We start from the raw sequence: 13,559 nt of genomic DNA on the forward strand, positions 1-13,559 counted from the left end.
CTATCGTGCCACGGCGGCCGGCGACTGAAAACCCCCTGCGACCCGGCCTCGTGCGACCTGCACGGCGCGAGGGTGGTGCCATGCGGAGAAGCCCTAGCGGCGCTTCAGCCAATCGCCTATCGACAGCGGGGGACGCGGCGCGCTTCAGCTGAGGAACAGCGCCTGCAGGTCGCTCAGGAAATCGAAGCCGCGTTCGGTCGGCTTCACCCGCTGCCAGTCGCGCTCGATGAGGCCGCGGCGCTCGGCTTCGTCGAGGCCGGACTGGATGACGGTCAGCGGCAGGCCGGTGCGCTCGCTGAAATGCGCCAGCTCGAAGCCGTCCCGCAGACGCAGAGCATTCAACATGAATTCGAAAGGCAGCTCCTTGCGAGCCACCTCCTCATCCTGCGTCACGGCCTGGCCTGCCAGCGCCTGCTCCATGTAGCGCGCCGGCTCCCGCCAGCGCACCTGGCGCACCACGCGATGAGGGAAGCTCAGCTTGCTGTGCGCTCCCGCGCCGATGCCGAGATAGTCACCGAAGCGCCAATAGTTGAGGTTGTGCTCGCACGCATGGCCGGGCCGTGCGTAGGCCGAAACCTCGTAGCGTCGCAGGCCCGCCTCGCCGGTGACGCGGGTGAGCAGGTCCAGCATCTCCGAGGCAGTGTCCTCGTCAGGCACCACCGGCGGAAACTTGGCGAAGTAGGTGTTGGGCTCCAGCGTCAGGTGGTACAGCGACAAGTGCGGTGGCTGGAAGGCCAGTGCCTGCCGCAGGTCGGCCTCGCATTCGGCCAGGCCCTGGCCAGGCAGCGCGTACATCAGGTCGAGGTTGAAGGTGTCGAAGCTGTGCTGCGCTTCTTCCACCGCGGCCAGCGCCTGGCGCCGGTCGTGCACCCGCCCCAGCGCCTTGAGCTTGGTGTCGTCGAAGCTCTGCACGCCGATCGACAGCCGGGTCACGCCGGCCTGGCGGAAACCACGGAAACGGTCACGCTCGAAGGTGCCCGGATTGGCCTCCAGCGTGATCTCGCAGCCCGCTTCCAGTGGCAGGCGGGCCCGCACATCGGCCAGCAGGCGGTCGATCGCGTCGGGCGAAAACAGGCTGGGCGTGCCGCCGCCGATGAAGATGCTGTGCACCCGCCGGCCCCAGATGGCGGGCAGCGCCGCTTCCAGGTCGGCCCGCAGGGCGTCGAGGTAGCGCGCTTCGGGGGGCGTGCCGCCGTCGCGCCATTCATGCGAATTGAAGTCGCAATACGGGCACTTCTTCAGGCACCACGGCAGGTGCACATAGAGCGACAGCGGCGGCAAGGCGCCCAGCTGCAGCGTGCCGGGGCGCAGGTAGCGGGCCTGCAGTTCCTCACTCGCGGCCAAACCACACCTCCTGCATCAGCTGCAGCATCTGCCGCGCCGCCAGCGCGCGGTGGCTGAGCCGGTTCTTTTCCTCGGCGCCCAGCTCGGCCACGCTCTTGCCCAGCGAGGCAATGAACATCAGCGGGTCGTAGCCGAAGCCGGCCTCGCCGCGCGGCTCGGCCAGCACGCTGCCTTCCCAGCGGCCCATGGCGATCAGTGGCTCGGGATCATCCGCGCCCCGCACCGCTGCCAGCACGCAGACGAAGCGCGCACGGCGGTCGGTGCGGTCGCCCAGCTGGCGCAGCAGCGCCGCGTTGTTCTCGGCATCATCGCGGCGGCCGCCGAACAGCGTGGCATAGCGGGCCGACAAGACGCCCGGCGCTCCGCCGAGGCTGTCGACGCACAGGCCCGAGTCGTCGGCGATGGCCGCGCCACCGCTGGCACGGGCGGCATGGCGGGCCTTGGTCAGCGCGTTCTCGACGAAGGTGGGATAGGGCTCCTCGGCCTCGGGAATGCCGAGCGATCCCTGGGTCACCAGTTCCAGGCCGAGCGGTGCAAACAGCGCCTGCAGTTCCAGCAGCTTCTTGGCATTGTTGGAAGCCAGCACCAATCGGCGTGTCATGCCCGCTCCCCCAGCGCTGCGCGCTGTGCCGCCAGCAACTCGCCGATGCCGTGGCCGGCCAGCGCCAGCAGGGCGTCCATCTCGGCCCGGCTGAAGGGCGCACCCTCGGCCGTGCCCTGGATCTCGACGAAACCGCCCGAGCCGGTCATGACGACATTCATGTCGGTGCCGCAGGCCGAGTCCTCGCTGTAGTCGAGGTCCAGCAGCGGCACGCCGGCCACGATGCCGACCGAGATGGCGGCCACCGCATCCTTCAGCGGCGAGCGGGCCAGCAGGCCTCGCGCGAGCAGCAGGCTGACGGCGTCGTGCGCCGCCACCCATGCGCCGGTGATGGCTGCCGTGCGGGTACCACCGTCGGCCTGGATCACGTCGCAGTCGAGCTGCAGCGTGCGCTCGCCGAGCGCCGCCAGGTCGAACACCGTGCGCAGCGAACGCCCGATCAATCGCTGGATTTCCTGCGTGCGGCCGGTCTGCTTGCCGCGGGCGGCCTCGCGGTCGCTGCGGCTGTGGGTGGCGCGCGGCAGCATGCCGTACTCGGCGGTGACCCAGCCTTCACCGCTGCCCTTCTTGTGCGGCGGGACCCGCTCCTCCACCGAGGCGGTGCACAGCACCCGGGTGTCGCCGAACTCGATCAGCACCGAGCCCTCGGCATGTTTGGTGTAGCCCCGCGTGATGCGCACCGGCCGCAAGGCATTGGGTGCGCGGCCATGGCTGCGTTCGAAGGCACTCATCGATGGTCGTCCTGGAAAGAGGCAGGCAGGAAGGGAACGGCTGCGCGCCGCGGTGGCAGGCCGCGGCGTCGGCTGCTCAGCAAGCCACCCTCAGGTTTTCTTCTGCTGCGAGGAGCGCTTGATCGCTTCGTTGATCTCGCGGATCGAACGCTCGATCTCGGCTTCGTCGAGCTCGTCGGGCTCCTGGCCGAGCACGCTGGCCTGGATTGTCGATGCGAACACCTCCTCGCCCAGCGTCTGGGTGGAGATCGCCTTGGTCGAATCGTAGTCTTCGGAAGACTCCCATTCGACCGCCAGCACCGTGACGTTGTCGCTCTTGCTGCCGGCGCGGCGCAGCGCCTGCTCCACCAGCTCCGGCACCGCGTCCGAGATCGGGCGGGTGGCCAACTGGTCGGTGATGGTCTGGTCGGAGACGCTGCCCCACAGGCCGTCCGAGCACAGCAGCACGCGGTCGCCCGACTGCATCAGCATCGGCCCGATGGTGTCCACCACCGGCTTGCCAGGGCTGCCCAGGCAGGTGAAGAGCACGTTGCGGTTGAACTTCTCGCCGAGCGGCACGACGCCATTCAGCGTTTCCTGCAGCTCGGAATAGGAGTGGTCGCGGGTGCGGGCGATCAGCTTGTCGCCGCGCACGAAATACAGGCGCGAGTCGCCGCAATGCGCCCAATAGGCCGCGCCGTTCTGCAGCACGCAGGCCACCACGGTGGTGCGCGGCGTGTCGAGCAGCGCCTTTTCGGTGGCATAGCGCAGCAGCTGGTGGTGGCCGGCGATGATGGCGTCATGCAGGAAGCGCACCGGGTCGCGCAGCATGGGCTTGGCGTCGCGCTGGAACAGCGCGGCCATCGTCTGCAGGGCGACCTGGGAGGCGACCTCGCCTTCCGGATGGCCGCCCATGCCGTCGGCCAATGCGAACAGGCCGGAATCGCGGGTATAGCAATACCCCATCCGGTCTTCGTTCTTCTCGCGTCCGCCCTTGCGGCTGACCTGGTAAACCGAGAACCTCATGTTGGCGTGGCCTCTTGGCTGGTGATACTGCTTCAGGCCTGCTTGCCGCCCTTGAGGTTCTCAAGCTGCAGCTTGAGTCGCTCGCTGAAGCTCAGCTTGGTGTAGCGGCGCTCGGTCTCGCGTGCCAGTTCCTTCTGCAGCGCGAACACGCTCTGCGGGCGGGACAGCGGGTCCAGCGCCATGCACCATTCCGTCACCTCGATGAGGTTGTCGGAATAGATGTTGCGCAGCCGCGAGAGGGACAGCGTCAGGCGGTCCTTCTCGATGCGCTGCGGTGCGTCGTTCGGCGGATAGCCCTGCATGCAGGCATAGATGCAGGCGCCGATGGCATAGATGTCGGTCCACGGTCCGAGCGTGCCGTCGCGCCGGTACATCTCGGGCGCGGCGAAGCCGGGCGTGTACATCGGGCGGATGAAGTTGCCTTCCTTGCTCAGCACTTCGCGCGCCGCGCCGAAGTCCAGCAGCACCGCCTTGTTGTCGTTGGTGATGAAGATGTTGGCCGGCTTGATGTCCAGGTGCAGCATCTTGTGCTGGTGGACGATGCGCAGGCCACGCAGGATTTCGTCGAACAGCGAGCGGATGGTGGACTCGCGGAACACCTTGTCGCGCTTGAGCTCGCGGGCCGTGACGATGAAGTCCTGCAGGGTGTCGCCCTGCAGGTAGTTCATCACCATGTAGACGGTTTCGTTCTCGCGGAAGAAATTCAGCACCGAGACGACGCTCGGGTGAGAAATCTGCGCGAGCGAACGCCCTTCCTCGAAGAAACTCTTGAGGCCAAGGCGGTAGAGCGGCTGCTTCTCAGGCTTCACGCGCGGCGCCAACTCGCCGGGCGAACGCTCGGCGAGGGACGACGGCAGGTATTCCTTGAGGGCGACCAGGCGCTTGTCCTGGTCTTCAGCCAGATAGACAACGCCAAAGCCACCCGCTGCCAGCTTCTTGATGATCTGATAACCACCGACCACGGTGCCGGGTGGCAGCGGTGATGGCTTGGGCTTTGACATAATCGGATTTTGCAATGCGATAAGTGTCATGGCAGTTTACAGCATGACCGGGTATGCGAGCGCCGCCTCCCAGACCCTGGTTTCCCCAAGCGAGCCATCCACCCAGGTGACGGACGGCCATGGTGCGGCCACCGTGACGGTGGAATTGCGCTCGGTCAACAGCCGTTTCCTGGACCTGGCCTTCCGCATGCCGGACGACTTGCGCGCCATCGAGCCGGCCCTGCGGGAGCTGCTCACGGCCAGCTTCCGGCGCGGCAAGATCGAATTGCGGCTGAACACCCAGCGCGATGCCGACAGCGGGCTGCCCCAACCGCAGCCCGACCAGTTGAACCGGCTGGCCGGCATCGAGGCCACCGTGCAGGGCTGGCTGGCCAAGGCCGCCCCGCTGTCGGTGCACGAGGTGCTGCAGTGGTGCCGCGGCAGCGCACCGGCCGAGAAGCTCGACGAGCCGGCGCTGGCGGCGACCCGGCAGTGCATCGCCGGTCTCATCGAGGCCCGCGCCCGTGAAGGCGAGCGGCTGGTGGGCATCCTTATGGAGCGCATCGTCAAGCTGCGCGAGCTGGCCACCCAGGCCGCGCCACTGGTGCCCCAGGTGGTCGAGAAGCAGCAGCAGCGCTTCCTCGAACGCTGGCAGCAGGCACTGGAGGCGGCCGGCGCGGCGCAAAGCATGAGCGCCGAGACGCTGCGCGAGCGCGCACTGAGCGAGGCGGCCGCCTATGCCATCCGCATCGACGTGGCCGAGGAGCTGTCGCGCCTGAACGCCCACCTGGACGAGATCACCCGGCTGCTGAAGAGCGGCGGCGAGCTCGGCAAGCGGCTGGACTTCCTGATCCAGGAACTGCACCGCGAGGCGAACACGCTGGGCTCCAAGGCCTCGGCACTCGAACTCACCCAGATCTCGGTCGAGATGAAGGTGCTGATCGAGCAGATGCGCGAGCAGGTTCAGAACATCGAATGACGCGGGGCGAGGTGAGCATGGAATATCCGGGCAATCTGTTTGTGGTGGCGGCGCCCAGCGGCGCCGGCAAGTCCAGCCTGGTGAAGGCGCTGCTGGAGCTCGATTCGCACCTGGTGGTGTCGGTGTCGCACACCACCCGCGCGCCGCGCGGCCAGGAGCAGGACGGGCGGGAATACTGGTTCGTCGACCAGGAGCGTTTTCGCACCATGGTCGAGCGCGGCGACTTCTTCGAATGGGCCGAAGTGCATGGCAACCTCTACGGCACCTCGCGGGCGGCCTGCGAGGCCCGCATGGCGGGCGGCGAGGACGTGATCCTGGAAATCGACTGGCAGGGTGCGCTGCAGATCAAGAAGCTGTTCCCGCATGCGGTGCTGATCTTCATCCTGCCGCCCAGCTTCGAGGAACTGCTGCAGCGCCTGCGGCGCCGCGGCGAGGACGGCGACGAGGTGATCGAGACCCGCATGGCGAATGCCCGCGTGGAAGTTGCACAGGCGAAGCATTTCGACTTCGTTATAATCAACGCTCTTTTTGAGACGGCGCTTTTCGACTTGAAGGCGATCGTCCATGCGCAGCGGCTCAAGTACGCGGCGCAGCGTCGAAGCAAGAAATCGGTTTTTGACGCCCTTGAACTCGCCTGACCCTCCCGGTCGGCCCCATTTGCCTGCCACGTTTTGTGGCTTTCGGAGTGTTTCCATGGCCCGCATCACCGTCGAAGACTGCCTGCAGAAGATCCCCAACCGCTTCCAGTTGGTGCTCGCGGCCACCTACCGTGCCCGCATGCTGAGCCAGGGCCACGCGCCCAAGGTGGAAGCCAAGAACAAGCCGGGCGTGACCGCCCTGCGCGAGATCGCGGCCGGCGAAGTCGGCATCGAGATGCTGCGCAAGGTGCCGCTCTGAGCTGGCTGCACCGCCCCACCGCCAGGCACTGACCCGGCACCGCTGCGCCCGACATTGTTCGGGCGCTGTGCGTTTGAGGGCTTGCAATCCGCGCTACATTCGACTTATGGTCGCCCACGCCGCTTCGAAAGCCAGCACTCACACCAAGCCGGATCCTGCCGAGCATGGTGCACACATCGACGCCGCCGCGGCGTCCTTCGCGGCCCTCACCCACCGGCTCGACTACCTCGAGGCCTCCGACATCAAGCGGGTGCGCGAGGCCTACCGCTATGCCGACGAGGCCCACCTGGGCCAGTTCCGCGCCAGCGGCGAACCCTACATCACCCACCCGATCGCCGTCGCGGGCCTCTGCGCCGAGTGGAAGCTGGACGCCCAGGCCATCATGGCGGCGCTGATGCATGACGTGATGGAGGACAGCGGCGCCACCAAGGTGGAGCTGATCGAGAAATTCGGCGCGCCGACGGCCGAGTTGGTCGACGGCCTCACCAAGCTCGACAAGCTGCAGTTCTCCACGCGCGAGGAGTCGCAGGCCGAGTCCTTCCGCAAGATGCTGCTGGCCATGGCGCGCGACGTGCGCGTGGTGCTGATCAAGCTGGCCGACCGCCTGCACAACATGCGGACGATGCAGGCCATGCCGGCCAACAAGCGCGGCCGCATTGCCCGCGAGACGCTGGACATCTACGCGCCGATCGCGCACCGGCTGGGGCTGAACCAGATCTACCGCGAGCTGCAGGAACTGTCGTTCCAGTACCTGCTGCCGTGGCGCTTCTCGGCCCTGACCAAGGCAGTGCAGAAGGCCCGCGGGCACCGGCGCGACATCGTCGAGCGCATCCGCAGCGACGTCGAGCGCGCCTTCGGCGAAGCGAAGCTCGAGGTGCAGATCTTCGGCCGCGAGAAGACGCTCTACTCGATCTACAACAAGATGCGGGAAAAGCACCTGAGCTTCGCCCAGGTGAACGACATCTTCGGCTTCCGCATCGTGGTGTCCACGCTGCCGCAGTGCTACCTGGCGCTGGGCGTGCTGCACCAGCTCTACAAGCCGATGCCGGGCCGCTTCAAGGACTACATCGCCATTCCCAAGGCCAACGGCTACCAGTCGCTGCACACCACGTTGGTGAGCCCGCTGGGCACGGCGGTGGAGTTCCAGCTGCGCACCGACGCGATGCACCTGGTCGCCGAGAAGGGCATTGCCGCGCACTGGCTGTACAAGGCGAGCGACAGCGGCAGCGTCACCGAGGCACAGCGCGTGGGCACCGTCTCGCTGCAGTCGCTGATCGACATCCAGGACGAGACGCGCGATGCCGCCGAGTTCCTCGAGCACGTCAAGGTCGACCTGTTCCCGGACGCAGTCTACGTCTTCACCCCGAAGTCGAAGATCCTGGCGCTGCCGCGAGGCGCGACGCCGGTCGACTTCGCCTATGCCATCCACTCCGACGTGGGCGACCACACGGTGGCCGCCAAGGTCAACGGCGAGCAGGTGGCCCTGCGCACCGAGCTGCGCAGCGGCGATGTGGTGGAGGTCATCACCGCGCCGGTCTCGCGGCCGAATCCGGCCTGGCTGAATTTCGTGCGTACCGGCCGCGCCCGCTCGAAGATCCGGCACTACCTGAAGAACATGCGGCAGGAAGAGTCGATCGAGCTGGGCGAGAAGCTGCTGGCCCAGGCGATGCGCGCCGAAGGCCTGCACCTGCCTGGCGGCGACGAGAGCAACGGTGACGGCCACGACAGCGCGCTGTGGCAGGGGCTGGTGCGCTGGAGCGGCAACCGCGGCCGCCGCGAGCTGCTGATCGACATCGGCCTGGGCAAGAAGATCGCGACCATCGTCGCCAAGCGCCTCGCCAAGCTGATGGCCGAGGCCGGCGCCCGGCCCGACGCGCTGACGCTGTCGATGAGCCGCTACCTCACCGACGACAACATGCCGACGCAGTCCATGGTGACGCTGGACGGCAGCGAAGGCGCGACGGTGCAGATGGCCACTTGCTGCCGCCCCATTCCCGGCGACTCCATCGTCGGCTACCTGGGCCGCGGCGAAGGCCTGGTGGTGCACACCAGCGAGTGTCAGGTGGGCAAGCGGCTGTTCCAGCGCGACAGCGAGCGCTGGATCGCGGTGGAGTGGTCGGAGGAGCCGCAGCGCATGTTCGACAGCGCAGTGGCGGTGCTGGTGCAGAACGGCAAGGGGGTGCTGGCCAAGGTGGCTCAGGCCGTCAGTGAGGCCGAGGCCGACATCACCCACATCGACATGGGCCACGACCCGGGCCAGACCGCCATCGACCTGAAGCTGCTGCTGGCGGTGCGCGACCGGGTGCACCTGGCGCATGTGCTGCGCACCCTGAAGCGCTCGCCGCTGGTGTTGCGGGCGGCGCGGGTGAAGCCGCAGTAGGCGCCGAACTTCTCGTTGTGGCGCCCCGCGAGGCCCCACCGGACGGGCGCCCGGCAGGCCGGCAGCGGCAGCCACACGGCGGCGGCCGCCGAACCGCCACGCCGGCTAGGGCGCCGGATACCTCACTTCCAGCACTTCCAGTTTCTCGACCCCGCCGGGTGTCATCAGCTGCACCTCGTCGCCTTCGCGCGCCTTCAGCAGCGCCCGGGCAATCGGCGAGATCCAGCTCACTTCGCCGGCCAGGTTGTCGGCCTCGTCGATGCCCTTGATGGTGATCGTGCGCTCTTCCCCCTTGCTGTTGGCATAGGTCACGGTGGCGCCGAAAAACACCTGGTCGTTGCCGAAATGCAGGGAGGGGTCGGCCACCTCGGCAATGTCGAGGCGCTTGGTGAGAAAGCGGATGCGGCGGTCGATCTCGCGCAGGCGCTTCTTGCCGTAGAGGTAGTCGCCGTTTTCCGAACGATCGCCGTTCTTGGCGGCCCAGGACACCACCTCGACCACCTTGGGTCGCTCGACATCGATCAGTACCATCAATTCTTCCCGCAGGCGGCGGTAGCCTTCGGGGGTGATGTAGTTCTTGCCGCCGCCCGGCAGGGCGGGCAGTTCGAGGTCGTCATCATCGTCGGCCTCGGTCTCTTTGGTGAATGCCTTGCTCATCTTGTGCGGTCCTGGAACAGCCGTCCGGCGCCAGCGCCGGCAGGCAAAAACCATTATGCCGAGCCGGCCGCCTCGGCAACGATCCATTCGCGCAGCCGTGCCAGCAGCGGGTCACCGGCCTTGCGCTCGGGGGTCACGAAGTAATAGGAGCGCTCGCCCCGATGCGGCCGGTCGCAAGCCACCACCAGCTCGCCCCGTGCGAGTTCGGCCTCGATCAGCAGCGTGGGCATCAACGCCAGCCCCATGCCCTGCGCGGCGGCGGCCGCCAGCATCGAGAACAGTTCATAACGCGGCCCCGCCGCATCGCGTGGGTGCTGTACCCCCTGCGCGGCGAACCAGCGCCGCCAGGCGTCCGGCCGGGTGCTTTGCTGCAGCAGCGGGTAGCGTGCCACCTCCGCCGGCTGCAGCCGGTGCTGTGGCGCGATCAACGCCGGGCTGCACACTGGCACCAGGTCTTCGCGCAACAGCGCCACCGCCTCGGTGCCCGGCCAGTTGGCGACCTGCTCCGGCGTGCCGGCGTACAAGGCACCGTCGAACTCGCTCTCGGCGAACAGGAAGGGCCGGGTGCGGGTCTCCAGGTTCAGCACCAGGTCGGGCACCTGCGCCGCCAGCCGTGGCAGCCGGGGCAGCAGCCAGCGGGTGGCGAAGGTCGGTACCACCGCCAGGTCCAGGCTGCCAGCCAGGCCGGGGTGCGCCATCAGCGCCAGGGTGTCGCGCTCCACCGCATCCAGCCGCTGGCCGATGCGCCGGCTGTAGGTCGCACCGGCCTCGGTGAGCAGGACACCCCGGCGGGTGCGCCGGAACAGCGGCACGCCGAGGAAATCCTCCAGCGACGCAATCTGCCGGCACACCGCGCTCTGCGTCAGTGCCAGCTCCTGGGCCGCCTTGGTGAAGCTCTCATGCCGGGCCGCGGCCTCGAAGCACACCAGCGCCTGGGTGTTCGGGATCTTGCGTTTCATTGTGCAGAAGCTTCAAGTCGAACCCATACATTGCCGCTGGGAACCGCTTGCTTCACCAGTTCGGAATTCCATTCTTGCACAGGCCGCTGCCGAATCCTCGTTTGCCGGAGGGGCCGCCCCGCCCTACCATGGCGGCAAGCCCGATTCACCAGGAGACCTTCATGGCCACAGCCAGCTTCCAGTGGGACGACCCGCTGCTGCTTGATCAGCAACTCAGCGATGACGAACGCATGGTGCGCGATGCCGCCCGCGCCTATTGCCAGGACCGGCTGATGCCCCGGGTGCAGGACAGCTTCCGCCACGAGAAGACCGATCCGGCCATCTTCCGCGAGATGGGCGAGCTGGGCCTGCTGGGCCCGACCCTCCCGGCCGAGTACGGCGGCGCCGGCCTCAACTACGTCAGCTACGGCCTGATCGCCCGCGAGGTGGAACGGGTCGACTCGGGCTTCCGATCGATGATGAGCGTGCAGTCCTCGCTGGTGATGGTGCCCATCCACGCCTTCGGCTCCGAGGCGCAGAAGCGCAAGTACCTGCCCCGGCTGGCCAGTGGCGAATGGATCGGCTGCTTTGGCCTGACCGAGCCCAACCACGGCTCCGACCCGGGCAGCATGGAAGCCCGCGCGCGCAGCGTGCCCGGCGGCTTCCGCCTGAGCGGCAGCAAGATGTGGATCACCAACAGCCCGATCGCTGACGTGTTCGTGGTCTGGGCCAAGAACGACGCCGGCCGCATCCGCGGCTTCATCCTCGACAAGGGCATGCAGGGCCTGAGCGCGCCGGCCATCCATGGCAAGGTGGGCCTGCGCACCTCCATCACCGGTGAAATCGTCATGGACGAGGTCTTCGTGCCGGCCGAGAACGAGCTGCCCGGCGTCGAAGGCCTGAAGGGCCCCTTCACCTGCCTGAACAGTGCCCGCTACGGCATTGCCTGGGGTGCACTGGGCGCCGCCGAGTTCTGCTGGCATGCCGCCCGCCAGTACACGCTGGACCGCAAGCAGTTCGGCCGCCCGCTGGCAGCCAACCAGCTGGTGCAGAAGAAGCTGGCCGACATGCAGACCGAGATCGCCTTGGGCCTGCAGGGCTGCCTGCGCCTGGGTCGCATGAAGGACGAAGGCACCGCGGCGCCGGAGATCACCTCCATCATGAAGCGCAATTCCTGTGGCAAGGCCCTGGACATCGCCCGCATGGCGCGCGACATGCACGGCGGCAACGGCATCAGCGACGAGTACGGCGTGATCCGCCATGTGGTGAACCTGGAAGTGGTCAACACCTATGAAGGCACCCACGACGTTCACGCATTGATCCTGGGGCGTGCCCAGACCGGCATCCAGGCCTTCAGCGCATGAGCGCCCAGCCCGCCGCGGCCGGCCCGGCGACGGGCGACGCGCCGCAGGCCGCCGCAGGCGCCCGGGGCGCCCTGGGGCACCTGCGCGTGCTCGACCTCTCCCGGGTGCTGGCCGGCCCCTGGTGCGGCCAGATCCTCGCCGACCTTGGCGCCGAGGTCATCAAGGTCGAGCGCCCCGGCGAGGGGGACGACACGCGCCACTGGGGCCCCCCCTTCCTGCACGACAGCCAGGGCCAGCCCACCGAGCAGGCCACCTACTACAGCTGCGCCAATCGCAACAAGCGATCGCTCACGGTCGACCTGGCACACGCCGAGGGCCAGGCGGTGGTGCGCGAGCTGGCCTTGCGCAGCGACGTGCTGATCGAGAACTTCAAAGTCGGCGGCCTGGCCCGCTACGGCCTCGACTACCCGACCTTGAAGGCCCTGAACCCGCGGTTGATCTATTGCTCCATCACCGGCTTCGGCCAGACCGGACCCTATGCGCAGCGCGCCGGCTACGACCTGCTGGTGCAGGCCGCCTGCGGACTGATGAGCATCACCGGCCGGCCCGATGAAGCGCCCGGCGGCGGCCCCATGCGGGTCGGCGTGGCAGTGACCGACCTGTTCACCGGCGTCTATGCCTGCACGGCCATCCTGGCCGCGGTGGAGGCGCGCCACCACAGCGGCCAGGGCCAGCACATCGACATGGCGCTGATGGACGTCGGCATGGCGATGCTGGCCAACCAGGCAGCCGCCTGGCTCAACACCGGCAGCGTGCCGCAGCGCCAGGGCAACAGCCACCCGAGCATCGTGCCCTACCAGGACTTTCCCACCCGCGATGGCAACATGCTGCTGGCGGTGGGCAACGACGGCCAGTTCGCCCGCTTCTGCGCCGCCGCCGGCGTGCCGCAGTGGGCCGCCGATGCCCGCTTCGCCACCAACACCCAGCGAGTCGCGCACCGCGAGGAGCTGGTGGCCATGGTGGCCGAGATCACCCGCACCCGCAGCACCGCCGAGTGGGTGGCCTTGCTGGAAGATCGCGCGGTGCCCTGCGGCCCCATCAACGACATCGGCGAAGCCTTTGCGGATGCGCAGGTGCAGGCGCGCGGTCTGCGCGTGGACCTGCCACATCCCCGCTTCGGCACGGTTGGCACCGTCGCCAGCCCGCTGCGCCTGTCAGATACGCCGCCGCAGATGCGCCATGCCCCGCCGATATTGGGCGAGCACACCGACCAGGTGCTGCAGGAAGTGCTGGGCTATGACCCCGCCCGCATTGCAGCGCTGCGCGAACAAGGCGTGATCTAGGGGCACGCGAGGCAGCGGGCGCATTCCTGGCATCCGACGGCAGCGCGGCGGCGTCGGCCCGCCGTCAGCCGCCGGCGCAGAGCACAAAGAAAAGCCCCCGCAGCCTCGAAGGCTGCGGGGGCGGTGGACAGACATCGCGCCGGCGGTGCCGTTTCGTACGGCCGCGGCTCCGTGGTGTGCCTTGGGTGGCGATGGACGAGAGCGCTGCATCTGCTCGTCTCGATCGCGGGACCCTGCAACGGCCAGCGGAAACCATCCAAGTCCATGCGGCGAGCCCGAAAGGCGCGGCAAGCGAGGGTTTCACGGACCGGTGTCTGCTCGTTCTCTGGATCAGAGGGCCGAAAGATCGACGAAAGAGCGGCACCTCGAACGAACTTCAACCACCGGCCAGCCACCCGCT

The 13,559-nt window shown here is 68.0% G+C and carries 13 protein-coding genes; 6 read left to right on the plus strand and 7 right to left on the minus strand.

What is annotated here, in order from left to right; translation table 11 throughout:
* Window positions 1-144: 144 nt before the first annotated feature.
* From hemW to N7L95_RS09140, 5 genes are all read right to left on the minus strand, one after another.
* Entirely contained in the window at window positions 145-1,344 is a 1,200-nt protein-coding gene (hemW, locus tag N7L95_RS09120; RefSeq protein WP_301259505.1) for a radical SAM family heme chaperone HemW, read from the minus strand.
* Window positions 1,331-1,945 (minus strand): RdgB/HAM1 family non-canonical purine NTP pyrophosphatase, encoded by a 615-nt coding sequence (gene rdgB / locus N7L95_RS09125; protein ID WP_301259506.1) that lies wholly within the window; start codon window positions 1,943-1,945, stop codon window positions 1,331-1,333. Before rdgB ends, hemW begins: the two co-directional genes overlap by 14 nt.
* The gene (rph, locus tag N7L95_RS09130; protein WP_301259507.1) at window positions 1,942-2,676 is read right to left on the minus strand and encodes a ribonuclease PH; all 735 of its coding nucleotides are present in this window, start codon (window positions 2,674-2,676) and stop codon (window positions 1,942-1,944) included. The genes rdgB and rph overlap by 4 nt, the downstream gene beginning before the upstream one ends.
* A gap of 90 nt (window positions 2,677-2,766) precedes the next feature.
* Window positions 2,767-3,681 (minus strand): PP2C family protein-serine/threonine phosphatase, encoded by a 915-nt coding sequence (locus tag N7L95_RS09135; protein ID WP_301259508.1) that lies wholly within the window; start codon window positions 3,679-3,681, stop codon window positions 2,767-2,769.
* 32 nt (window positions 3,682-3,713) lie between these two features.
* A complete protein-coding gene (locus N7L95_RS09140) occupies window positions 3,714-4,682 on the minus strand; it encodes a serine/threonine protein kinase (RefSeq protein ID WP_047196271.1) in 969 nt (322 codons plus the stop codon).
* 28 nt (window positions 4,683-4,710) lie between these two features.
* Between N7L95_RS09140 and N7L95_RS09145 the strand changes: the two genes are divergently transcribed.
* From N7L95_RS09145 to N7L95_RS09160, 4 genes are all read left to right on the plus strand, one after another.
* Window positions 4,711-5,640 (plus strand): YicC/YloC family endoribonuclease, encoded by a 930-nt coding sequence (locus N7L95_RS09145; RefSeq protein ID WP_301259509.1) that lies wholly within the window; start codon window positions 4,711-4,713, stop codon window positions 5,638-5,640.
* A gap of 17 nt (window positions 5,641-5,657) precedes the next feature.
* Complete coding sequence (gene gmk, locus N7L95_RS09150) at window positions 5,658-6,278, plus strand: guanylate kinase (RefSeq protein WP_301260106.1); 621 nt, start codon at window positions 5,658-5,660, stop codon at window positions 6,276-6,278.
* A gap of 55 nt (window positions 6,279-6,333) precedes the next feature.
* Window positions 6,334-6,537: a DNA-directed RNA polymerase subunit omega gene (gene rpoZ / locus N7L95_RS09155; RefSeq protein ID WP_265406313.1), complete on the plus strand. Its 204-nt coding sequence runs from the start codon at window positions 6,334-6,336 to the stop codon at window positions 6,535-6,537.
* 106 nt (window positions 6,538-6,643) lie between these two features.
* Complete coding sequence (locus tag N7L95_RS09160) at window positions 6,644-8,917, plus strand: RelA/SpoT family protein (protein ID WP_301259510.1); 2,274 nt, start codon at window positions 6,644-6,646, stop codon at window positions 8,915-8,917.
* Window positions 8,918-9,022: 105 nt separating this feature from the next.
* Here N7L95_RS09160 and greB read toward each other — a convergent pair whose 3' ends face one another.
* Together greB and N7L95_RS09170 are read right to left on the minus strand one after the other, a co-directional pair.
* Window positions 9,023-9,574 (minus strand): transcription elongation factor GreB, encoded by a 552-nt coding sequence (gene greB / locus N7L95_RS09165; RefSeq protein WP_301259511.1) that lies wholly within the window; start codon window positions 9,572-9,574, stop codon window positions 9,023-9,025.
* 53 nt (window positions 9,575-9,627) lie between these two features.
* Window positions 9,628-10,533: a LysR substrate-binding domain-containing protein gene (locus tag N7L95_RS09170; RefSeq protein ID WP_301259512.1), complete on the minus strand. Its 906-nt coding sequence runs from the start codon at window positions 10,531-10,533 to the stop codon at window positions 9,628-9,630.
* 161 nt (window positions 10,534-10,694) lie between these two features.
* Between N7L95_RS09170 and N7L95_RS09175 the strand changes: the two genes are divergently transcribed.
* Both N7L95_RS09175 and N7L95_RS09180 read left to right on the plus strand, forming a co-directional pair.
* A complete protein-coding gene (locus N7L95_RS09175; RefSeq protein ID WP_301259513.1) occupies window positions 10,695-11,876 on the plus strand; it encodes an acyl-CoA dehydrogenase in 1,182 nt (393 codons plus the stop codon).
* Window positions 11,873-13,159 (plus strand): CaiB/BaiF CoA transferase family protein, encoded by a 1,287-nt coding sequence (locus tag N7L95_RS09180; RefSeq protein ID WP_301259514.1) that lies wholly within the window; start codon window positions 11,873-11,875, stop codon window positions 13,157-13,159. The genes N7L95_RS09175 and N7L95_RS09180 overlap by 4 nt, the downstream gene beginning before the upstream one ends.
* Window positions 13,160-13,559: the final 400 nt, after the last annotated feature.

Source organism: Eleftheria terrae (assembly GCF_030419005.1).
Classification (GTDB): domain Bacteria; phylum Pseudomonadota; class Gammaproteobacteria; order Burkholderiales; family Burkholderiaceae_C; genus Caldimonas; species Caldimonas terrae.

Bases quoted from the DNA above. Each gene is read 5' to 3' on its own strand.
- rdgB (WP_301259506.1), bottom strand. From the start codon at position 1,945: ATGACACGCCGATTGGTGCTGGCTTCCAACAATGCCAAGAAGCTGCTG.
- rph (WP_301259507.1), bottom strand. From the start codon at position 2,676: ATGAGTGCCTTCGAACGCAGCCATGGCCGCGCACCCAATGCCTTGCGG.
- N7L95_RS09135 (WP_301259508.1), bottom strand. From the start codon at position 3,681: ATGAGGTTCTCGGTTTACCAGGTCAGCCGCAAGGGCGGACGCGAGAAG.
- N7L95_RS09140 (WP_047196271.1), bottom strand. From the start codon at position 4,682: ATGTCAAAGCCCAAGCCATCACCGCTGCCACCCGGCACCGTGGTCGGT.
- N7L95_RS09145 (WP_301259509.1), top strand. From the start codon at position 4,711: ATGGCAGTTTACAGCATGACCGGGTATGCGAGCGCCGCCTCCCAGACC.
- gmk (WP_301260106.1), top strand. From the start codon at position 5,658: ATGGAATATCCGGGCAATCTGTTTGTGGTGGCGGCGCCCAGCGGCGCC.
- rpoZ (WP_265406313.1), top strand. From the start codon at position 6,334: ATGGCCCGCATCACCGTCGAAGACTGCCTGCAGAAGATCCCCAACCGC.
- N7L95_RS09160 (WP_301259510.1), top strand. From the start codon at position 6,644: ATGGTCGCCCACGCCGCTTCGAAAGCCAGCACTCACACCAAGCCGGAT.
- greB (WP_301259511.1), bottom strand. From the start codon at position 9,574: ATGAGCAAGGCATTCACCAAAGAGACCGAGGCCGACGATGATGACGAC.
- N7L95_RS09170 (WP_301259512.1), bottom strand. From the start codon at position 10,533: ATGAAACGCAAGATCCCGAACACCCAGGCGCTGGTGTGCTTCGAGGCC.
- N7L95_RS09175 (WP_301259513.1), top strand. From the start codon at position 10,695: ATGGCCACAGCCAGCTTCCAGTGGGACGACCCGCTGCTGCTTGATCAG.
- N7L95_RS09180 (WP_301259514.1), top strand. From the start codon at position 11,873: ATGAGCGCCCAGCCCGCCGCGGCCGGCCCGGCGACGGGCGACGCGCCG.